The 19,837-nt window shown below is 64.4% G+C and carries 19 protein-coding genes and 1 other RNA gene; 10 read left to right on the forward strand and 10 right to left on the reverse strand.

Annotated elements, in window-relative coordinates; translation table 11 throughout:
• Window positions 1-31: 31 nt before the first annotated feature.
• The gene (locus tag VF673_RS04985) at window positions 32-550 is read left to right on the forward strand and encodes a DUF523 domain-containing protein (RefSeq protein ID WP_440291116.1); all 519 of its coding nucleotides are present in this window, start codon (window positions 32-34) and stop codon (window positions 548-550) included.
• Here VF673_RS04985 and VF673_RS04990 read toward each other — a convergent pair.
• The 3 genes from VF673_RS04990 to VF673_RS05000 all read right to left on the reverse strand — a co-directional run bounded on the left by VF673_RS04990 (window position 514) and on the right by VF673_RS05000 (window position 3,604).
• Entirely contained in the window at window positions 514-1,413 is a 900-nt protein-coding gene (locus tag VF673_RS04990; RefSeq protein WP_440291117.1) for an SdiA-regulated domain-containing protein, read from the reverse strand. The two genes, VF673_RS04985 and VF673_RS04990, sit on opposite strands and share 37 nt — an antisense overlap.
• 61 nt (window positions 1,414-1,474) lie before the next feature.
• Window positions 1,475-2,146, reverse strand: a complete 672-nt coding sequence (locus VF673_RS04995; protein WP_440291149.1) for a fumarylacetoacetate hydrolase family protein — start codon at window positions 2,144-2,146, stop codon at window positions 1,475-1,477.
• Between the two features lie 66 nt (window positions 2,147-2,212).
• On the reverse strand, window positions 2,213-3,604 hold the full coding sequence (locus tag VF673_RS05000) for an FAD-binding oxidoreductase (protein ID WP_440291118.1): 1,392 nt from the start codon (window positions 3,602-3,604) through the stop codon (window positions 2,213-2,215).
• A 171-nt stretch (window positions 3,605-3,775) separates the two neighbouring features.
• Between VF673_RS05000 and serA the strand changes: the two genes are divergently transcribed.
• Entirely contained in the window at window positions 3,776-5,005 is a 1,230-nt protein-coding gene (serA, locus tag VF673_RS05005; RefSeq protein ID WP_440291119.1) for a phosphoglycerate dehydrogenase, read from the forward strand.
• 42 nt (window positions 5,006-5,047) lie between these two features.
• Here serA and mgtE read toward each other — a convergent pair whose 3' ends face one another.
• A complete protein-coding gene (gene mgtE / locus VF673_RS05010; protein WP_440291120.1) occupies window positions 5,048-6,391 on the reverse strand; it encodes a magnesium transporter in 1,344 nt (447 codons plus the stop codon).
• A 229-nt stretch (window positions 6,392-6,620) separates the two neighbouring features.
• Between mgtE and VF673_RS05015 the strand changes: the two genes are divergently transcribed.
• From VF673_RS05015 to VF673_RS05025, 3 genes are all read left to right on the forward strand, one after another.
• Window positions 6,621-7,223 (forward strand): outer membrane beta-barrel protein, encoded by a 603-nt coding sequence (locus VF673_RS05015; RefSeq protein WP_440291121.1) that lies wholly within the window; start codon window positions 6,621-6,623, stop codon window positions 7,221-7,223.
• A 75-nt stretch (window positions 7,224-7,298) separates the two neighbouring features.
• Window positions 7,299-7,976 carry a response regulator gene (locus VF673_RS05020; protein WP_440291122.1) on the forward strand — a complete coding sequence of 226 codons (678 nt, stop codon included), beginning with the start codon at window positions 7,299-7,301 and terminating at the stop codon, window positions 7,974-7,976.
• A complete protein-coding gene (locus VF673_RS05025) occupies window positions 7,973-9,346 on the forward strand; it encodes an ATP-binding protein (RefSeq protein ID WP_440291123.1) in 1,374 nt (457 codons plus the stop codon). The genes VF673_RS05020 and VF673_RS05025 overlap by 4 nt, the downstream gene beginning before the upstream one ends.
• On the opposite strand, the gene rpiA is transcribed toward VF673_RS05025, so the two are convergent.
• Window positions 9,347-10,027, reverse strand: a complete 681-nt coding sequence (gene rpiA, locus VF673_RS05030; protein WP_440291124.1) for a ribose-5-phosphate isomerase RpiA — start codon at window positions 10,025-10,027, stop codon at window positions 9,347-9,349.
• Window positions 10,028-10,150: 123 nt separating this feature from the next.
• On the opposite strand from rpiA, the gene ilvA reads away from it, so the two are divergent.
• On the forward strand, window positions 10,151-11,671 hold the full coding sequence (gene ilvA, locus VF673_RS05035; RefSeq protein WP_440291125.1) for a threonine ammonia-lyase, biosynthetic: 1,521 nt from the start codon (window positions 10,151-10,153) through the stop codon (window positions 11,669-11,671).
• Here the strand turns inward: ilvA and VF673_RS05040 are convergent.
• The 5 genes from VF673_RS05040 to VF673_RS05060 form a co-directional block, all read right to left on the reverse strand.
• Window positions 11,668-13,512 carry a diguanylate cyclase gene (locus tag VF673_RS05040; RefSeq protein ID WP_440291126.1) on the reverse strand — a complete coding sequence of 615 codons (1,845 nt, stop codon included), beginning with the start codon at window positions 13,510-13,512 and terminating at the stop codon, window positions 11,668-11,670. The two genes, ilvA and VF673_RS05040, sit on opposite strands and share 4 nt — an antisense overlap.
• Window positions 13,513-13,874: 362 nt before the next feature.
• Window positions 13,875-14,477 (reverse strand): 5-formyltetrahydrofolate cyclo-ligase, encoded by a 603-nt coding sequence (locus VF673_RS05045; protein ID WP_440291127.1) that lies wholly within the window; start codon window positions 14,475-14,477, stop codon window positions 13,875-13,877.
• A 4-nt stretch (window positions 14,478-14,481) separates the two neighbouring features.
• Window positions 14,482-14,660, reverse strand: a non-coding RNA gene (gene ssrS / locus VF673_RS05050) — 6S RNA.
• Window positions 14,661-14,710: 50 nt separating this feature from the next.
• The gene (locus VF673_RS05055) at window positions 14,711-15,013 is read right to left on the reverse strand and encodes a cell division protein ZapA (RefSeq protein ID WP_320330448.1); all 303 of its coding nucleotides are present in this window, start codon (window positions 15,011-15,013) and stop codon (window positions 14,711-14,713) included.
• Window positions 15,010-15,219 carry a TIGR02449 family protein gene (locus VF673_RS05060; RefSeq protein WP_090539295.1) on the reverse strand — a complete coding sequence of 70 codons (210 nt, stop codon included), beginning with the start codon at window positions 15,217-15,219 and terminating at the stop codon, window positions 15,010-15,012. Before VF673_RS05060 ends, VF673_RS05055 begins: the two co-directional genes overlap by 4 nt.
• Window positions 15,220-15,393: 174 nt before the next feature.
• On the opposite strand from VF673_RS05060, the gene VF673_RS05065 reads away from it, so the two are divergent.
• Genes VF673_RS05065 through VF673_RS05080 form a run of 4 tightly spaced genes read left to right on the forward strand, consistent with a single transcriptional unit; the run spans window position 15,394 to window position 19,783 of the window.
• Window positions 15,394-15,957 (forward strand): UPF0149 family protein, encoded by a 564-nt coding sequence (locus VF673_RS05065; RefSeq protein WP_440291128.1) that lies wholly within the window; start codon window positions 15,394-15,396, stop codon window positions 15,955-15,957.
• A 9-nt stretch (window positions 15,958-15,966) separates the two neighbouring features.
• Window positions 15,967-17,307, forward strand: coding sequence for a Xaa-Pro aminopeptidase (gene pepP, locus VF673_RS05070; RefSeq protein WP_440291129.1), 1,341 nt, complete (start codon window positions 15,967-15,969; stop codon window positions 17,305-17,307).
• Window positions 17,304-18,497: a 2-octaprenyl-6-methoxyphenyl hydroxylase gene (gene ubiH, locus VF673_RS05075; RefSeq protein WP_440291130.1), complete on the forward strand. Its 1,194-nt coding sequence runs from the start codon at window positions 17,304-17,306 to the stop codon at window positions 18,495-18,497. The genes pepP and ubiH overlap by 4 nt, the downstream gene beginning before the upstream one ends.
• Before the next feature lie 23 nt (window positions 18,498-18,520).
• A complete protein-coding gene (locus VF673_RS05080) occupies window positions 18,521-19,783 on the forward strand; it encodes an FAD-dependent monooxygenase (protein WP_440291150.1) in 1,263 nt (420 codons plus the stop codon).
• Window positions 19,784-19,837 lie beyond the last annotated feature (54 nt).

Here is a 19,837-nt window from a genome sequence, read left to right on the forward strand (position 1 = left end):
CAGGCAGCCCCGAGCCTGTAGCGTACCCTGCATGGAAAAGATTCTGGTCAGTGCCTGTCTGCTGGATCAGCCGGTGCGTTACGACGGCACCGGTGCCGGTTGTCACGCCTTGCTGCAGCGCTGGTGGGCGGAGGGCCGGATAGTGATGGTCTGCCCGGAGGTCAGCGGCGGGCTGCCGACCCCGAGACCGCCGGCGGAGATCCCCGGAGGGCAGGGCGCTGCGGTGCTGGAGGGGCGTGTGCCGGTACGCGACATCCATGGCGCCGATGTCACCGCGGCCTTTATCGCCGGAGCGGAGACGGCGCTGGCCCTGGTTCGGGAACATGGCATCCGCTTTGCCGTGCTCAAGGCGCGCAGTCCCTCCTGTGGCAATCACGAGACCTATGACGGCAGTTTCAGTGGCACCCGGGTGCCCGGCGAGGGTGTGGCCGCCGCCGCCCTGCGGGGCCAGGGTGTACAGGTATTCAACGAGACCGAGCTGGCGCAGCTTGAGCAGCTGCTGCAGCAGCAGGTTCAGTCCTGCGACCAACCCTCGGGTACAAAGCGATAGAACAGGTTGGGCTCGCTGGCGATATAGACGCGCCGCTGTGAATCTATCGCCAGTCCCTCGGCCTGGGGAATGCTGCGGGCCAGACCATGGGAGCCGCGGCGCAGGCCCAGCATGCTCACCGGCACACCCTGCTGGTCATATTCCACCACCATGCGTGACTCATCGCTGAGCAGCAGCAGGTGGCCGCTCGTCTCATCCGCTACCACAGAGGACAGGTCGCTCAGCTTCAGGGTCTGCTGATTGAACAGTGGCTTCTCGCTGATGCTTATGTTGCCTTGGCCGTCATCAGTGACGAAACCCTCTATCACCAGCACCCTCAGCGGATCCCGCTCGCGCACTACCAGCAGCTGCTGGCGCTTGCTGTCCCAGGACAGACCTTCGAAGCCCTTGTTGTCACCTTCATCCATGGCCACCGTCAGCTGCGGCGCCTGGCTGAGATCCAGCTCGGTGGCTGCTTCCGGCAGCTCGATGAGGTGCAGGCGCTGGCGCTGCTCCTCGACCACGACATAACGGTTTCCGCCGACGTGGGTCAGGCCTTCCATGTCCTGCAGTCCTGTCAGGTGCACACGGCGCAGCACCTCGCCATCGAGGCTCAGCTCCAGCAGATAGGGGTCGCCGTTGAGCAGGGCGAAAAGCGTGTCGCGTTCGGCGTTGTAGGTCAGTGCCGACAGATCATCCTCTACCCCCTCCAGCACCAGCGCGTCGATATCGACGCGATAGCGACCGAGATCCACCGCCTGGGGCGGTAGCTCGCGACCAGCCAATTGCCATTGGTACCACAGATACAGCGGCAGCTGGGTTTGATGCAGGGTCAGACCGGCCAGCGCCAGCAGGATGGCGAGCAACAGCAGAAAACGCTTCAAGGGTGTACTCCAGGATTTCAGACAGCCCTTTGAGGGGCGATCGGGCCTTGGGTTCCCGGGGTCAGTCGTCGGCAACACAGGCCGACTGTTGCAGCGCCCCGGGAATGTCCAGCGCCAGTTCATCACCGGGCTGCAACACACCGACGCCCGCGGGGGTGCCGGTCAGAACCACATCCCCCGGCAGCAGTGTGAAGATACCGGCGATATGCTGCAGCAATGTGACAATCGGCGTGATCATCTCGGCGCTGCTGCCGTCCTGGCGCAGCTCGCCGTTGATCCGCAGCTGCAGGCCGATGCTGTCCAGCGCCGGCACGGCGTCGGGCCGCAGGAAGGGTGACAGCGGGCAGGCCCCATCGAACGCCTTGGCACGCTCCCAGGGGTGACCCTTGGCCTTGAGCTGATCCTGCAGCTCGCGCAGGGTCAGGTCCAGGGCCAGGCCGATACCGGCAATCGCGGCGCTGGCCTGGGCATCACTGACGACGCCCGACAGGGGCGCACCTATCAGCACGGCGATCTCGGTTTCGTAGTGCACCGCGCCGCGCCCACGGGGCAGATGGATCGGCTCGGCCATGGGCGTCACTGCCGTGGCCGGCTTGATGAACAGCAGGGGTTCGCTGGGTACCGGGTTGTTCAGCTCCCGGGCATGTTCGGCGTAGTTGCGCCCCACGCAGACCACCTTGCCCAGCGCGTGGGGGAAGGGGCTGCCGTCGGTGTACTGGTGCTGGTAGGTCATGGTCATTGTCTCGAGCCGGGCCCATCGGGGCGGCGATTGGCACCGGCCCCGAGAGCGGGTGGTGCATCAGGCGAAGATCTTGCCCGGGTTCATGATGCCGTTGGGGTCGAACACCGCCTTGACCGCCTTCATGATGGCAATTTCCTCGGCGCTGCGGCTGTAGCCCAGGTAGTCGCGCTTGGTCATGCCCACGCCATGTTCGGCGGAGATGGAGCCGTTGTACTTCTGCACGATATCGAACACCCACTGGTTGACGCTGGCGCACTTGGCGAAGAACTCTTCCTTGGGCATGGCGTCGGGCTTGAGGATGTTCAGGTGCAGGTTGCCGTCACCGATGTGGCCGAACCAGACGATCTCGAAATCCGGATAGTGCTCGCCGACGATGGCGTCGATATCCCGCAGGAACGCCGGTACCTGGCTGACGGTGACCGAAATGTCGTTCTTGTAGGGCGTCCAGTGGGAAATGGTCTCGGAGATGAACTCGCGCAACTTCCACAGGTTCTGCAACTGCTGCTCGCTCTGGCTCATCACCCCATCGAGCACCCAGCCCTGCTCGACGCAATATTCGAAGGTGGCCAGTGCTTCGTTGGCCACCTCCTCGCTCACCGCCTCGAATTCCAGCAGGGCATAGAACGGGCAGTCGGTCTCGAAGGGCGCGGGGACGTCGCCCCGGGCCAGCACCTTGGCCATGGCGCGGTCGGAGAAGAATTCGAAGGCAGTCAGATCCAGCTTGCTCTGGAAGGCATGCAGCACCGGCATGATGGCATCGAAATCCGGTGTGCCCAGTACCATGGCGGTGAGGTTCTTCGGTGCCCGCTCCAGGCGCATGGTGGCTTCGACGACGAAGCCCAGGGTGCCTTCGGCGCCGATGAACAGCTGGCGCAGATCGTAACCGGTGGCGTTCTTCATCAGGCCCTTGTTCAGTTCCAGCAGCTCGCCGGTACCGGTGACCACTTTCAGCCCGGCTACCCAGTTGCGGGTCATGCCGTAGCGGATCACCTTGATGCCACCGGCGTTGGTGCCGATATTGCCGCCGATCTGGCTGGAGCCGGCGGAGGCGAAATCCACCGGGTAGTACAGCTCCTGTTCCTCGGCGAACTGCTGCAGCTGGGCGGTGACCACGCCCGGCTGGCAGGTCACGGTGCGGTCGTAGGCATTGAAATCGAGAATGCGGTTCATGTAGTCGAAGGACACCACGATCTCGCCATTGGCGGCCACCGCGCCGGCGGACAGCCCGGTGCGGCCGCCGGAGGGGGTCAGCGCCAGTTTGTGTTCGTTGGCAAATCGCACCACAGCCTGCACATCCTCGATGCTGCGGGGGAAGACGATGGCCAGCGGCGCCGGCTCGAACTGCTTGGTCCAGTCGCGGCCCCAGTTGGTCAGCGACTCGCTGTCGGTACGCACCTTGTCGGCGTCAAGCAGCGTTTTCAGGTTCTCGATGATGGCTTCTGGGGTCATGGTCGCTCTCAAACAGGATTCAAGCTGGGCCTGAACAGATTTCATGCTGTCCGGGCAGTGAAAAAAGGGAGATTATGTTAGCATGTGCGGCTTCCGAAACAGGTGTCCGACTGAGCAAACGCCGAAAAACCTGACGGACCATCATACATCAGCATTACGGGTAACTCACTCATGGCTAAAACCTCGCTGGACAAGAGCAAGATCAAATTCCTGCTCCTCGAGGGTGTGCATCAGACTGCCGTTGACACGCTGAAGGCAGCCGGCTACACCAATATTGACTACCACAAGGGCTCGCTTCCTGAAGAGGAGCTCAAGCAGGCCATCGCCGATGCGCACTTCATCGGCGTCCGCTCCCGCACCCAGCTCACCGCTGAGGTACTGCAGCATGCCAACAAGCTGGTCGCTATTGGTTGTTTCTGTATCGGCACCAACCAGGTGGATCTGGACACTGCCCGTGAAATGGGTGTGGCCGTGTTCAACGCGCCCTACTCCAATACCCGTTCGGTGGCCGAGCTGGTGCTGGCCGAGGCCATCCTGCTGCTGCGCGGCATTCCCGAGAAGAACGCCGTGGCCCACCGCGGTGGCTGGCTGAAGAGCGCCACCGACTCCTTCGAGATCCGTGGCAAGACCCTGGGCATCGTCGGCTATGGCTCCATCGGCACCCAGCTGTCGGTACTGGCCGAAGGTCTGGGCATGCATGTGATTTTCCATGACGTGGTGACCAAGCTGCCGCTGGGTAATGCCCGTCAGGTGGGCAGCCTCGACGAACTGCTGCGCACCGCTGACATAGTGACCCTGCACGTGCCGGAAACCCCCTCCACCAAATGGATGATCGGTGAACAGCAGATCCGCGCCATGAAGAAGGGCGGCATCCTGATCAACGCCGCACGCGGCACCGTGGTGGATATCGACGCACTGGCCGCGGCGCTCAAGGACAAGCATCTGAACGGCGCTGCCATCGACGTGTTCCCGGTCGAGCCGCGCTCCAACAACGACGAGTTCGTCTCTCCGCTGCGCGGCATCGACAACTGCCTGCTGACCCCGCACATCGGCGGTTCGACCATGGAAGCCCAGGCCAACATCGGTCTGGAAGTGGCGGAGAAGCTGGTGCGCTACAGCGACAACGGCACCTCCATCACCTCGGTCAACTTCCCCGAAGTGGCCCTGCCGTCGCATCCCGGCAAGCATCGCCTGCTGCACATCCACCAGAATATTCCGGGTGTGATGAGCGAGATCAACCAGGTGTTTGCCAGCAACGGCATCAACATCTCCGGTCAGTACCTGCAGACCAACGAGAAGGTCGGCTATGTGGTCATCGACGTCGATGCCGCCTATTCCGATCTGGCGCTGAAGAAGCTGAACGAGGTCAACGGAACCATCCGCTGCCGCGTGCTGTTCTGATGCCTGCCCGTGGCGGGGTTGCCCCCGCCACGGGCTCTGCCGCTACGCCGGCATGTTCAGCAGCACGCTGGCGATGCTGAAGTAGATGAGCACCCCGGTCGCGTCGGCTATGGATGTGACCAGCGGCGTGCTGGCCGTCGCCGGGTCCAGCCGGAAACGGCTCAGCAGGAAGGGCAGCAACATGCCGATCAGGCTGCCGACCACTACGATCAGCACCATCGACAGGCTGATCACCAGGGCTATCTGCTGCCCGCCCCGCACTACCCCTATCACCCCGATGGCGCAGGCCATGCTGACCCCCAGCAGGATCGCCAGCACCAGTTCCCGGCCGAGTACCCGGGTCCAGTCCGACAGGCCTATCTCACCGGTTGCCAGCGCCCGTATCATCAGGGTGGCGGACTGAGAACCGGCATTGCCTCCGGAGGAGATCAGGATCGGCAGGAAGAACATCAGCGCCAGGTTGGCGGCTATGGTGTCCTCGAAATGGGCTATGCCTGCTCCGGAGAAGATGCTGCCGAAGACCAGCAGCATCAGCCATACGATCCGCGCCCGGTAGAGCATGGGAATGGAGGCGGAACCGACGCCGGATTCCAGATGGGTAATGGTTCCCACCCGGTGGAAGTCCTCTGTGGCGCCGGCCTGCAGGACATCCAGGGCATCGTCATGGGTGATGATGCCCACCAGGCGATCATCGGCATCCACCACCGGGAGCGCTATCACATCGTAATGGGCAATCCGTCGGGCGGCCTCCTCCGCATCCTCATCGACGCGGATCTGGTAGGAGCAGTTCTTCATGAGCTCGCTCACCCGGGTCTGCGCCGGAGCGGTGATCAGGTCCTGCAGGCGCACCGACCCGAGCAGCTTCCTGTGGCTGTCGATCACGTAGGCGCGGTAGATGGTTTCCTTGTTCGGGGCCTCGCGGCGCAGTACGGCCAGGGCGTCGCTGGCGGAAATGTCGGGCGGCAGGGCAGCATAGGCGGAGGTCATGATGGCGCCGGCGGTGCCTTCACGGTAGGACGCCAGGCGGCGGATATCTTCGCGCTCGGCCTGGGCCAGCGCGGGCATCAGGGTCTCGCGTTGCTCCTCGGTCAGTTGCCGGTACAGGTCAGCCCGATCGTCCGCTTTCATGTGCATGACGATGGCGGCCAGGTCCTGGTGCGGGATGCTGTTGACCAGCAGCGTGCGGAAGTCCGGCTCCAGATAGCCGAACACGGCGGCCTGGCGGGGAATGGCTGCCTGATGCAGGATGGCCCAGGCGGCAAACGGTTCGAGGTCCTGCAGTGCGGCGGCAAGATCGGCCGGATGATGGGCTTTGAGTGCAGTAGCCAGCTCGTCGCTGCTGCCACGCCGCAGGCTGTCCCGAAGGAGGTTGATGTCGAGTTCCATAGCTTGCTTCTGTAGATACCAGGCAGAGAGGCTGGCGGCGGGCAGCCGGACAGGGATGCCTGCTGCACGATAGCCCGAGGTTCGGGAGGTTGGTCCGGAATATAGCAAAACGCCGCTGGCGGTCGGGCGGCATCTCGCTCTCGTTCAGCCCGGGTTCAGCGAGTGTTCAGCTGCGGTTCAGGGCTGCTCAGGCAGTCTGTATTCCGACATTTACAAGGAGACAGCCCTTATGCAGAACACTCTGAAAGCACTGACGGTCGGTACCGCCATCGCCCTGGCCAGCGTGCCGGCATTCGCCCAGGACAGCTTCGTCGGTCTGACCTGGGGTGAGACCAGCAACAACATGGACCGCTCCGGCAGCCTTACCGGCAACCCGCTGGCCCGTAGCCTGGACAGCACCATCAACAACGAGAGCACCTGGGGGGTGCGCAGCGGTGTGCAGGATGACACCGGACGCATGTACCTGAGCTATGAATACATTTCCGGTACTGGCAATGGCTACAAACTGCGCCAGCAGAACCTGCTCGGCAGCTACGATCTGTTCCTGCCGATCGCCGACAGCACCCGTCTGTTCGGTGGTGTGACCGCCGGTCTGGTGAAGCTGGAGCAGGACTCTCCGGGCTTCCACCGTGACAGCGATCTGGGTCTGGCCGGTGGCCTGCAGGCCGGTATCCTGCACCAGTTCGATGCGCCGGTCTCCCTTGAGGCGGGTTATCGTTACCTGCGTACCAGCGCGGATGTCAGCCTCAATGCGCGCAGCGGCGCGGTAGGCGGCTCGGCTGATCTCAAGAGCAGCGAGCAGCTCTATCTGGGGCTAAACTACCACTTCTGATATCGGCGCTAGCCGTACTCTGCCCGGCACTGACCGGGCAGAGTCGCATGCGTCAGTCCTGCCGCGGAGGGTGACATGAAGCTGCTGTTGGTCGAAGACGAGGCGCTGCTGCGTCACCACCTGGCGACGCGTTTTGCGGAGCTGGGGCATGTCGTCGATGCAGTGGCCGATGCGGAGGAGGGGCTGTACCGCGCCCAGCAGTATAATCATGATATTGCCATCATCGATCTGGGACTGCCCGGCATGGGCGGACTGGACCTGATCCGCGAGCTGCGCAGCATGGACCGCAGCTTCCCCATCCTCATCCTGACGGCCAGGGGCAACTGGCAGGACAAGGTCGAGGGGTTGACCTCCGGCGCCGATGATTATGTGGTCAAACCCTTCCAGTTCGAGGAACTGGAGGCCCGTCTGAATGCCCTGATACGCCGCGCTGCCGGCTTTGTTCAGGCGCAGATCCAGGCAGGCCCCCTGGTGCTGGACCTGAATCGACGCCAGGCTACGGTCGACCAGGAGGCGGTCCCCCTGACGGCCTTCGAGTACCGGATTCTCGAGTATCTGATGCGCCATCATCAGCAGGTGGTCTCCAAGGATCGGCTCATGGAGCAGCTGTACCCCGATGATGAGGAGCGTGATCCCAACGTCATCGAGGTGCTGGTCGGTCGGCTGCGCCGCAAGCTGGAGGCGGCTGGCGATCTGCGCCTGATCGAGACCGTGCGCGGCCAGGGTTACCTGTTCAGCGAGCCGTGCCGTTGACCCGCTCACTGCGTTCACGCCTGGTCGTCAGCGCTGCGGGGTTCGCTGCGCTCTTCGTGCTGGCACTGGTGCCGGCGCTGGAAAGGGTATTCGATCAGACCCTGGAGCAGGTGGTGCAGCAGCGACTGGCGGCGGACGCCTCGACCCTGATCGGCGCCGCCAGTGTGGTCGATGGTCAGCTGGTGATGCCCGAGCAGATGCCCGACGAGGAATTCAATCTGCCCGAGGCCAAGCTGCTCGGCTATGTGCACGATGCTGAGGGCAGGGTCGTGTGGCATTCGCGCTCCACCACCGATGAGGAGCTGCACTACCTGCCGTTCTATACCGGCAACCGCATCGACTTCCTGCGCATCCGTGATCGCCGCGGCAATGAATACTACGTCTACGACGTGGAGGTGCAGCTGTCCGGCGAGCAGGGTCTGCCCCTGAGTTTCGTTACCATGCTGCCGACCAGTGAATTTGCGGGGCTGCAGCGGGATTTCAGTCGGCGCCTGCGCCTGTGGCTGGGCGGTGGCCTGCTGGTGCTGCTGGGTATGCTGTGGCTGGCACTGACCTGGAGTCTGGGTTCGCTGCGCGGCGTGCGCCGGGAGCTGCAGGAGATCGAGAGCGGCGGCCGCGAGCATCTGAGCGACCAACATCCCCGGGAGCTGAACCGCCTGACCCAGTCGCTCAACCGCCTGATTGACAGCGAGCGCCTGCAGCGTACCCGTTACCGGGACTCGCTGGCGGATCTGGCGCACAGTCTGAAGACGCCGCTGGCGGTGCTGCAGACCGTGGTGGAGAATCTGCGCGCCCAACCGGCCGGGCGGGAGCAGGCGCGCATTCTGCGCGATCAGATCGAGCGCATGAGTCAGCAGATCGACTACCAGTTGCAGCGCGCCAGTCTGCGTCGCAGCGGGCTGGTGCGGCACAGTGCGGCCCTGCAGCCGCTGGCGGGCAAGCTGGGCGAGGCGCTGGGCAAGGTCTACCGGGACAAGGACGTGACACTGCAGCTGGACATGCCCGAAGGTACCCGGCTGCCGATCGAGGAGGGTGCCCTGCTGGAGCTGCTGGGCAATTTACTGGAGAACGCCTACCGTCTGTGCCTGTCGCGTATCCGCGTCAGCGCCCGGGCGTTGCCCGGTGGCTGGGAAATCTGGGTCGAGGATGATGGTCCGGGGGTGCCGGAGGATCAGCGCGAACGGGTCATCGGCCGAGGGGAGCGCCTGGATGCGTCGCACCCGGGACAGGGCATAGGCCTGGCCGTGGTCCGCGATATCATCGAGAGCTACGGGGGCAGTCTGAGTCTGGATGCCTCGCCGCTGGACGGCGCGGCATTCCGGGTATGGCTGCCGGGAGATGCCCGGCCAGTGAAGGGCTGCGCGCTCTGATCAGGGCCGTGCCCGTTCCATGCGCTTGACGCCCTCGCTGGTACCCAGCAGCAGTATGTCCGCCGGGCGTGCGGCGAACAGCCCGTTGCAGACTACACCGACGATGGCGTTGAGTTTTTCCTCCAGGCCGCGCGGGTCATGGATCTGCATGTTGTGCACATCCAGAATCACGTTGCCGTTGTCGGTGACCACATCCTGGCGGTAGACCGGATCCCCACCCAGCCTGACGATCTCCCGGGCTACATGGCTGCGCGCCATGGGGATGACCTCCACCGGCAGTGGGAAGCTGCCCAGAGTATCCACCAGCTTGCTCTGATCGGCAATGCAGATGAAGGTCCGGGCCACCGCGGCGACGATCTTTTCCCGGGTCAGGGCGGCGCCGCCACCCTTGATCAGCTCCAGATGGTGATTGCTCTCATCCGCGCCATCGACGTAGAAGTCCAGGCTGGCAACGCTGTTGAGGTCATAGACCGGAATGCCATGCTGGCGAAGGCGCTCGGCGGTCGCCTCGGAGCTGGCCACGGCGCCGTCGAAGCTGGCCTTGTGGCGGGCCAGGGCGTCGATGAAGAAGTTGGCAGTGGAGCCGGTGCCGACACCGACGATGCTCTTGTCCTCCAGTTGCGGCAGCAGAATGTCCACTGCAGCCTGGCCAACGGCCTGCTTGAGTTCGTCCTGGGTCATGCCGGATACCTCTGTATGCTGAAAAACCGGGGATTATACGATCCCGTCCGGATACCGTGTAGTCGGAGGAAGGCGGATTCGTTTAGACTGGCCTCTTTTCCCTTACCTGCCAAGCCGAACGCGATGCCTACCCTTGAAAACTATGTAAAGAAGATCCTCTGCTCTCCGGTCTACGATGTGGCGGTGGAAACCCCCGTGCACCGGGCCAACTTCCTCTCCGAGCGTCTGGGCAACACCGTCCTGCTCAAGCGCGAGGACCTGCAGCCGGTGTTTTCCTTCAAGATTCGCGGGGCCTACAACAAGCTGGCGCGCCTGACCGATGAGCAGCGCGCCTGCGGTGTGATTGCCGCCTCGGCGGGCAACCATGCCCAGGGGCTGGCCTTTGCCGCCCGGCACATGGGGGTCAAGGCGACCATCGTCATGCCGCGCACCACCCCGGAGATCAAGGTCAAGGCCGTGCGCGCCCGGGGCGGCAAGGTGGTACTGCACGGGGATGCCTTCGACGAGGCACTGGCCTATGCCCAGAAGCAGGTGCAGGAGAAGGGGCTGGTGTTCATCCACCCCTATGATGATCCCGACACCATTGCCGGCCAGGGCACCGTGGCCATGGAGATCCTGCGTCAGCACCAGGGCCGGCTGGATGCCATTTTCGTACCGGTGGGCGGCGGCGGGCTGATTGCCGGGATCGCCGCCTATGTGAAATACCTGCGCCCCGAGATCAAGGTGATCGGCGTCGAGCCGCGTGACTCCAACTGCCTGCAGACTGCTCTGCAGAAGGGGCGGCGGGTGACCCTGAGTCAGGTCGGGCAGTTTGCCGACGGCGTGGCGGTGGCCCAGATCGGCAAGTACACCTTCGATATCTGCAAGAAATACGTGGATGAGGTGATTACCGTCTCCTCCGACGAGATGTGCGCGGCCATCAAGGACATCTACGATGACACCCGCTCGATCTGTGAGCCCGCCGGTTGTCTGGGTGTGGCCGGGATCAAGAAGTATGTCGAGCGTGAGGGCTGTACCGGCCAGGTGCTGGTGGCCATCGATTCGGGTGCCAATATCAACTTCGATCGCCTGCGTCATGTGGCCGAGCGCGCCGAGATCGGCGAGCAGCGCGAGGCCCTGCTGGCGGTAACCATTCCGGAGCGTCCGGGCAGCTTCAAGGCCTTCTGTCAGGCGATCGGCAAGCGTGCCATCACCGAGTTCAACTATCGCTACCACGACAGCCGCGAGGCGCATATCTTCGTCGGCGTCCAGACCCATCCGGAGACGGATCCGCGCGAGGCGCTGGTGGCGGGGCTGGTGGAGAAGCAGTTCCCGGTGCTGGATCTGACCGACAACGAGCTGGCCAAGCTGCATATCCGTCACATGGTTGGTGGCCACTCGGTGCAGGTGGAGGACGAAGTGGTGTACCGCTTCGAATTCCCCGAGCGCCCCGGCGCGCTGTTCAACTTCCTCAACAAGCTGGGCGGCCGCTGGAACATATCCATGTTCCACTATCGCAACCATGGCGCCGATTACGGCCGCGTGGTGGTCGGGCTGCAGGTGCCGGAGGCCGAGCGCGGTCTGGTGCCCGAAGCACTGGATGCCATCGGCTATCCCTACTGGGACGAAACGTCCAACCCGGCCTACCAGCTGTATCTGGGTTAACTCACCAGTTCGGCACAGGCGCTGCGGTTGCGTCCGGCCTTCTTGGCTTCATAGAGCGCCTGATCGGCGGCCTGCACCAGGCTCTCCGGCGGGTGCTCGCAGCCGGGCAGGGCGCAGGCGATGCCGATACTGATCGACAGTCGCCGCTCCGGCTCCACCACGTGGGGGATCTTCATCTGCCGCACTTCGGCATGGATCAGATCCGCCACCTTGCGACACTGGGCAATATCGGCACCCGGCAGCAGAATGGCGAACTCCTCGCCGCCGTAGCGACAGACCCTGTCCCCTTCACGGCCGACATGCTGTTGCAGTGCCCGGCTGACACTGCGCAGGGCATCATCCCCGGCCAGGTGGCCATAGGTGTCGTTGTACAGCTTGAAGTGATCGACATCGACCATCAGCATGCCCAGGGGCAGCTGCTGGCGCTGCAGCCGGCGCCACTCGGCGGCCAGGGCCGCATCGAAGGAACGACGGTTGAACAGCCCGGTCAGGCCGTCGATCTGGGTCAGTCTTTCCAGTTGCGCCGTGACCTCCAGCTGCTGGTGGTTGTTGCGGCCGACGCACACCAGGTAATCGATGCCCAGGCGCTTCATCGGACGCACACTGATCTCCAGTGGAACCAGCTTGCCGGTACGCGTGAGTGCGTGCCGCTGATAGATGGCACTCTCGCCCTTGCGCGACTGCTCGCGCAGGGTCTCCAGCCAGTCCTGCGCGCCGGGCACGACATCGTCCGGGCAGATACCTAGCAGATTGCGCAGCTGCTCGGCGCTGTATCCCAGACTCGCCCAGCAGGTGCGGTTCATGTACACGATCTCGAAGGGTTCCAGGTTGAGAATGAAGAGCGCGTCGTAACTGTAATCGGTCATGTCCAGTACCAGCTGCAGGCGCGACTGGCTTGACTGCAGCACCTGTTCGACCTGTTGGCGACGGGCGATCTCGCTTTGCAGGGTCCGGTTGGTCAGCTGCAGCGCTTCGAGTCGCCGGGTGGCCAGCAGGGCCAGCCAGAGCGCGTGGCACAGCAAGGCGCTGGCCAGCAGGCCGCTGATCAGGGTGATGGTCGGGATCGGGCTGTTGTGCAGGGTTGCTGCATTGGGATAGCTGTACAGGGTGAAGTTGTCGCTGTCCCCTAGGTGGACCCGGGCCTGGGCCGGCGGCAGGCTGTAGTGGGTATCGGCGCGCAGGCGCTGGAACAGGGTGCCGCGCTGGTCTTCGAGCGTCAGGCTCAGGTGGGCGGTGGGCAGCTCGGCCAGCAGGCTGTGCAGCAGCGCTTCCGCGCGGAAGATGGCGATCAGGTAGCCGTCGAACTGCGGATTGCCGCCGGCGTCGCGATACAGCGGGATCTGGTAGGCCAGCCCGGCGCCACCCTGGACCAGCTCGAACTGGTTGCTCAGCACGGGTTGCCCGCTTTCCCGGGCGATCTGCAGATAGGGCAGGTTGGGGTGGTCATCCGGGTACTGGAATTCCACCGCCGGCTCGTTGCCCTGCAATGGGCGTATCCAGCGGATGCAATGGCTGGCGTCCAGCCATTCGATGGCCTGGATGTTGTCGAAGTCCTCCAGCAGGGCGTCGGCGTCCCGCTGCCAGGCCGGGGGATGGCGCCGATAGTCGCTCCAGCGTCGCGCCATGCGCTGGATGGCGTCAGTCTGGTAGTCGAAACGGGTTTCCATCTGCCGCGCCAGACCCTCCAACTCCTGTTGCAGCAGCTCCTGCTGGCGGTGGGTTTCGTTCTGCACCAGGGTGCGCCAGACGCTCAGCGTGCCGATCACCAGGCACAGCAGCAGAACCATCACCAGAATGGCGTGGAACAGTCGTGGCTGGGGCTTGTGCGGCAGGGCATCCATGGTGGGAAGGTACGTCCTGTAGCTGGCATTGGCCCAGCTAGTATATGACGGCGCCGGGAATTGCGCTCGGCCTCCGGTCGACTGATGGCTGCAGGCTATCAGCCGATCGGGGGCTTATCTGTTGATTTTTGCCGCTGGATGGGGTATAGGGTGTCGGTCAAAGTTTTGAAGTGTTCCAGAACGATAATAATAATGGACTCCGTCTCATGGTCTGAGTGCTTCAGGTCGGAGTCGGCCGGAAAGGAGAGCAGGTGTCATGCGCCGCAAGCCGGATCTTATCTGGATTCTCGTCTTGATATTCACCCTGGGGGTGGTCACCACCGGGTACACCCAGAGTTACCTGGAACGATCGGAGTCACCGATCAGCCATTTGCCTGCAATAGAATGATCTGCTGATCGCTGACGATCCCGTCCAGCGGGACATCCCAGGGCGCGACCGGAAGCTGGTCGACCTTCTGGCAATGGTGCGCCAGCCCCAGCAGACGGGGGCCAGGCCAGTGTGCGCGGGTCCGGCGGTAGGCGAACATGCGGTCATAGTAGCCGCCGCCCATGCCCAGGCGATTGCCCCGGGCATCGAAGCCGACCAGTGGCATGAGCACCAGATCCAGGCGCCAGGGGCTGACCTGCCAGCGGGGGTCGGGTCGGGGTTCACGGATACCGTATCTGTTGGTGGTCCAGCGCTGGCCCGGGCGCAAGCGCTGGAAGTGCATCTGATTGGCTGGCCAGCGGCGCAGTACCGGCAGGTAGCAGTGCTTGCCCAGTTCGCGGGCGCGCTGCATGAGCAGATGCGGATCGATCTCGCCGTCGTTGGCCAGGTAGAAGGCGATATGCCGGCTGCGGCGGAACAGCGGATGATGTACCAGCTGGCGCAGCAGCTGCTCACTGGCGGTGCGTTGTTCGCGGGGAGTCAGGGCGCGTCGGGCCTGACGCAGCTGGCGACGCAACAGAATACGCGGGTCGCTCATTGAATGGATCCCCAGGACGCCGCTGTCAGGTTAGCCCTTGAACCGTAAAGTTCAAGGTGGGGGACACGGTACCGGCTTAGGCTTTCCGTCTTGCGGACATGCACACTGACGGCAACGCGTGGCCTCCTTCTGCAGGAGTATCGGCTCAGGGACGTCTCCGACTGGCAAACACCCCAGGGATGTGACCGAGTATACAGAATATTCACCCGATTTCCACTGACCCGCCGGTCGAACTATTCCTGGTGGCGCGCCAGCGCCTGATCCAGGCGCTGGTTCAGTTCGTTGATCTGCTGTTGCTGCTCACCGGACAGCTGCTGTTGTTGGCGCTTGCTGATGAGCATCTCGTGGCTGATGTTCAGGGCCGCCATCACGGCAATGCGCTCCAGGCCTATCACCTTCCCGCGGTTGCGGATGTCCCGCATGGTGGCATCCAGATGACGGGCAGCCTCCTCCAGGTTGTAGCGTTCTTCAGGGGGACAGGCGACCTGATATTCCTTGTCCAGAATACGCAGGCTGACGGTGAGGGGCTGGCTCATGAATCGTGCTCCAGGGATTTCAAACGCAGTATCATGGCTTCGACCTTCTGGCGGGCCAGATCGTTCTTTTCGATCAGTTGCAGACGCTCTTCCCGCCAGTTGCGTTCCTGAGCCAGCAGTTGACGATTCTGCAGTTGCAGCTGGTCGCAGAGATCGATCAGCCGGTCTACCTTTTCAATCAGGGTGGTTATTTCGGGTTGTTCCATGGGTGCCATTCTGTCATCCCGGTGTGCAGCTCACTATAGAGTGGCCCGCAGGGGCGGTCAAACTCCCGTGGGTCGCCGGTTGTTGGCTGCGACGCTGGGTCGGTAGGATATGCCGCCGGTCTGGAATACACTGCTGGGTTCATCGACCTGAGAGATTGCAAGAATATGCTTCGGATGTCTGCCGCTTTTGATTATGACCGCTTCGACCAGTTGTTCCGGCAACTGGGCGCCGCCGGTTACCCCGCCGAGCTGCACGGCCACCTGGTGGGCCGTCTCAGTGCCGGCAGCCGCCTGGACCATGGCACCTGGCTGGATGTGGCCAGGGAGGTCATTGACGGTCGCGGCGCCCCCGGTGAGGCGGACCGTGTCCTGCTGCTCCAGCTGTATGACTCCAGCCTGGCCCAACTGGCCGGCAGCGGTTTCGATCTGCAGCTGCTGCTGCCCGACGATGAGGCGCCGATCGACCAGCGCACCCAGGCGCTGGGTCAGTGGTGCGAGGGTTTCCTCGGCGGCTTCGGTCTGGTGGCCCGTGAACGGGCCCTGAGCGAGGAGGCCGACAGCGTGCTGGCCGATTTTGCCGCCATCTCCCAGGTGCAGAGCGATCTGGAGGAGTCCGAGGCCAACGAGGTGGACTTCATGGAGGTCATGGAGTACGTCCGCATGGCCGTACTGATGTTGTTCAGTGAGTGCCAGCCGGCCGAGGCCAGTCAGGACCAGCCGCCCGCATCACTGCATTGAGGAGAATCCATGCGCATCAGCAAACAGGAATACGCCCGTCGTCGCAAGGCCCTGATGAGCCAGATGGAGCCGGGCAGCATTGCCATCCTGCCCGCTGCACCGGTTCACGCACGCAACCGGGACACCGAATACCCCTACCGCCAGGACAGTGATTTCCAGTACCTGACCGGCTTCCCCGAGCCGGAGGCGGTCATGGCACTGATTCCCGGGCGCGAGCATGGCGAGTACGTGCTGTTCTGTCGGGAGAAGGACGTGGAGCGGGAGCTGTGGGACGGTTACCGCGCCGGCCAGACCGGCGCCGTGGCGGATTATGGTGCCGATGACGCCTTCCCCATCGCCGACATCGACGACATCCTGCCGGGACTGATCGAAGGGCGCGAGCGGGTCTACTACGCCCTGGGTGCCAATCACGAATTCGACATGCAGCTGACCGGCTGGATCCAGGCCATCCGCAGCAAGACCCGTCTGGGTGCCGAGCCGCCCAAGGAGTTCGTCGCCCTCGATCACCTGCTGCATGACATGCGCCTGTATAAAAGCGCCGCCGAGGTACGGGTGATGCAGGCAGCGGCGGATATTTCCGCCGAGGCCCACGTCCGTGCCATGCAGGCCTGCCGTCCGGGCATGTACGAATATCAGCTCGAGGCCGAGCTGCAATACACCTTCATGCGCCACGGCAGCCGGGCACCGGCCTATTCCTCCATAGTGGCGGCTGGGGCCAACGCCTGCATCCTGCATTACACCGAGAACACCGCGCAGATCCGCGATGGCGATCTGGTGCTGATCGACGCCGGCTGCGAGCTGGACTGCTACGCCAGTGACATTACCCGTACCTTCCCGGCCAATGGCCGCTTCTCCCCGGAACAGCGGGCCATCTATGATCTGGTGCTGAGGGCTCAGGCGGCGGCCTTCGAGGCGATCGGCCCGGGGCGCACCTGGAACGAGGCCCATGACGCCACCGTACGGGTGATCACCGAGGGGCTGGTGGAACTGGGTCTGCTGGCGGGCGATCCCGAGGAACTCATCGCCAGCGGTGGCTACCGCTCCTTCTACATGCACCGCGCCGGTCACTGGCTGGGCATGGATGTGCACGATGTCGGCGAGTACCGGGTCGGCGGCGAATGGCGGGTGCTGGAACCGGGCATGGTGATGACCGTGGAGCCGGGTATCTACATCGCCCCGGACAACCTGCAGGTGGCGGCCAGGTGGCGGGGTATCGGCATCCGTATCGAGGATGATGTGCTGGTCACCCGCGACGGTCACCAGATCCTCACCGGCAAGGTGCCCCGTGAAGCTGACGAGATCGAGGCGCTGATGGCAGCGGCGCGGACCGCGGCGAGCGTGCCGGCGTGAGCTACAGCCTGAATATCGTCGGCGGTGGCATGGTCGGGGCCAGTCTGGCACTGGCGCTGCAGGACTGTGCCCGCCAGTCGGGCTGGGCCATTCGCCTGATCGAGGCCCAGCCGCCGGTCGAGGGGGGCTGGCAGCCCAGCTACGACAACAGATCCACCGCCCTGTCCCATGGCAGCCGCCGGCTGTTCGAGCGCCTGGGCATCTGGCAGGAGCTGTCCCGGCGCGCCGAGCCTATCCGGCAGATACACGTCTCCGACCGGGGGCATCCGGGCTCGGCCCGCATGCATGCCGAGCAGGAGGGAGTGCCCGCCCTGGGCTACATCGTGGAAAACGCCTGGCTCGGTGAGGTGCTGCTGGGCAATCTGGATCGCCAGGCCATCGAGTGGGTGGCGCCGGCGCGGGTTGCCCGTGCCCGCCCGCGTCCCGGCGGCTATCAGCTGGACCTGCAGGCGTCCGGTGGTACCCGCCAGCTGGAGTCGGACCTGCTGGTGATTGCCGACGGCGGCCGCTCAGGACTGCTGGATCAGCTGGGCATCCATCGCCGGGTCAATCCCTATCAGCAGGTCGCCGTGATTGCCAATGTGACCACTGCCAATGGGCATGCCGGTGTGGCCTACGAGCGCTTCACCGAAACCGGGCCGCTGGCCCTGCTGCCGCTGTCCGGACAGCGCAGTGCGCTGGTCTGGACCCTGGCGGTGGACGTCGCCGAGGAGGTGGCGCAGCTGCCGGACGAGGCCTTTCTCGAGCGCCTGCAGGCGGCCTTCGGTTTCCGCATGGGCGCGCTGCTGCGGGTCGGCGAGCGGGCCAGCTATCCGCTGAACCTGATCGAGGCCGAAGAGCAGGTACGTTCCAATCTGGTGGTGCTGGGCAATGCCGCGCACAGCCTGCACCCCATTGCCGGACAGGGCTTCAACCTGTCCCTGCGTGACGCCATGGCTCTGGCCGACCAGCTGCAGCGGGCCTGGCGCGAGGGACATCACCCCGGCTCGCTGTCGGTACTGCAGCGCTATCTGGACGGCCAGCGCGGCGATCAGGCGGCAACCGTGGCCTTCAGTCATTACCTGACGCAGCTGTTCAGCAATCGCAACCCGGTGCTGGTGGCCGGACGCAATGCCGGGCTGCTGGCCATGGACCTGCTGCCGCCCTTGAAGACCAGACTGGCCCGTCAGGGCATGGGGTTGCGCGGATGAGTGAATCGATATCGGGAGGCGCCATGGTGCAACAGTACGATCTGATTGTCGTCGGCGCCGGCATGGTCGGTGCCACTCTGGCGCGGGCCATGGCCGACAGCCCGCTGCGGGTGGCCCTGCTCGACGCCATGCCGCTGGACAGGCCCCTCGAGGCCCGCCCCACGCCCTCGGGTTACGATCCCCGGGTCAGCGCCCTGAGCGCCGCCTCGGAGAACATCCTCACCCGTCTCGGCGCCTGGGAGCGGATCGCGGCCGATTGCCGCAGTCCCTACAGGTACATGTGCGTCTGGGACGGCGCAGGCACCGGCGAAATCCGTTTCGATGCCGGCATGGTCGGTGAGAATCGCCTGGGCCATATCATTGAGAACTGGCGGGTGCAGCAGGCGCTGCTGGACAGTCTGAACACCAACGATGTCAGCCTGCTGGGTGGCAGGCAGGTCGAGCAGCTGGTGCAGGAAGCCGATGGCTGGGCACTGCAACTGGCCGATGGCGAACGCCTGCAGGCGCCGCTGATAGTGGCCGCCGACGGTGCCCGCTCGAGGCTGCGGGAGCTGGCCGGGTTCGCCATGCGCGAATGGGATTACCTGCACCATGCGGTGGTCACCACGGTGCAGACCGAGCGTCCGCATGCCGAGACCGCCTGGCAATCCTTCCTCGATGCCGGGCCGCTGGCCTTCCTGCCGCTGCAGGACAGGGACGGTCGGCATTACTGTTCCATCGTCTGGTCGCTGGTACCCGAAGAGGCCCGGCGGGTCATGGCGCTGGACGAGGCGACCTTCGCGGCGGAGATCGAGGCGGCCATCGAGGGGCGTCTCGGCCGGATTCTGCAGGTCGATGCGCGGCACTGCATACCCCTGCGCCAGCGCCATGCCCGGCGTTATGCCCAGCCCGGGCTGGTGCTGATCGGCGATGCGGCGCACAGCATCCATCCGCTGGCCGGGCAGGGGGTCAACCTCGGCCTGCTGGATGCGGCGGAGCTGGCGGCGGTGCTGCAGGCGGCACTGACCCGGGGCGAGGCGTTCGCCAGCCTGCCGGTATTGCAGCGCTACGAGCGTCGCCGCATGGGAGCCAACCTGTCGATGATGCTGGCGATGGAAGGCTTCGAGCGCCTGTTCCACGCCGATACGCTGGCGCTGCGCTGGGTGCGCAATACCGGGATGCGCTGGATGGACGGCCTGCAGGGGCTCAAGGCCGGGATAGTCCGGCGGGCGCTGGGGCTCGAAGGCGAGCTGCCGCCGCTGGCTCGCCCGGTTATCGAGGAGGAAAAAGTCCGGCTGCCTGGTTGATGATCTTAATTAAAATCATTATCATCCAGGCTTCCGAACTCCCTAATCGAGGCT

This window comes from Halopseudomonas sp. Lyrl_26 (genome assembly GCF_051948695.1).
Taxonomy (GTDB): Bacteria; Pseudomonadota; Gammaproteobacteria; order Pseudomonadales; family Pseudomonadaceae; genus Halopseudomonas; species Halopseudomonas formosensis.

Excerpts from the sequence above, each read along its gene's own strand:
- VF673_RS05060 (WP_090539295.1), bottom strand. The coding sequence starts at position 15,219 with ATGGAACAACCCGAAATAACCACCCTGATTGAAAAGGTAGACCGGCTG.
- VF673_RS05080 (WP_440291150.1), top strand. The coding sequence starts at position 18,521 with ATGGTGCAACAGTACGATCTGATTGTCGTCGGCGCCGGCATGGTCGGT.
- serA (WP_440291119.1), top strand. The coding sequence starts at position 3,776 with ATGGCTAAAACCTCGCTGGACAAGAGCAAGATCAAATTCCTGCTCCTC.
- rpiA (WP_440291124.1), bottom strand. The coding sequence starts at position 10,027 with ATGACCCAGGACGAACTCAAGCAGGCCGTTGGCCAGGCTGCAGTGGAC.
- VF673_RS05020 (WP_440291122.1), top strand. The coding sequence starts at position 7,299 with ATGAAGCTGCTGTTGGTCGAAGACGAGGCGCTGCTGCGTCACCACCTG.
- ilvA (WP_440291125.1), top strand. The coding sequence starts at position 10,151 with ATGCCTACCCTTGAAAACTATGTAAAGAAGATCCTCTGCTCTCCGGTC.
- VF673_RS04995 (WP_440291149.1), bottom strand. The coding sequence starts at position 2,146 with ATGACCTACCAGCACCAGTACACCGACGGCAGCCCCTTCCCCCACGCG.
- VF673_RS05000 (WP_440291118.1), bottom strand. The coding sequence starts at position 3,604 with ATGACCCCAGAAGCCATCATCGAGAACCTGAAAACGCTGCTTGACGCC.
- VF673_RS05045 (WP_440291127.1), bottom strand. The coding sequence starts at position 14,477 with ATGAGCGACCCGCGTATTCTGTTGCGTCGCCAGCTGCGTCAGGCCCGA.
- VF673_RS05065 (WP_440291128.1), top strand. The coding sequence starts at position 15,394 with ATGTCTGCCGCTTTTGATTATGACCGCTTCGACCAGTTGTTCCGGCAA.
- VF673_RS05015 (WP_440291121.1), top strand. The coding sequence starts at position 6,621 with ATGCAGAACACTCTGAAAGCACTGACGGTCGGTACCGCCATCGCCCTG.
- VF673_RS04985 (WP_440291116.1), top strand. The coding sequence starts at position 32 with ATGGAAAAGATTCTGGTCAGTGCCTGTCTGCTGGATCAGCCGGTGCGT.
- VF673_RS05040 (WP_440291126.1), bottom strand. The coding sequence starts at position 13,512 with ATGGATGCCCTGCCGCACAAGCCCCAGCCACGACTGTTCCACGCCATT.
- pepP (WP_440291129.1), top strand. The coding sequence starts at position 15,967 with ATGCGCATCAGCAAACAGGAATACGCCCGTCGTCGCAAGGCCCTGATG.
- VF673_RS05055 (WP_320330448.1), bottom strand. The coding sequence starts at position 15,013 with ATGAGCCAGCCCCTCACCGTCAGCCTGCGTATTCTGGACAAGGAATAT.
- mgtE (WP_440291120.1), bottom strand. The coding sequence starts at position 6,391 with ATGGAACTCGACATCAACCTCCTTCGGGACAGCCTGCGGCGTGGCAGC.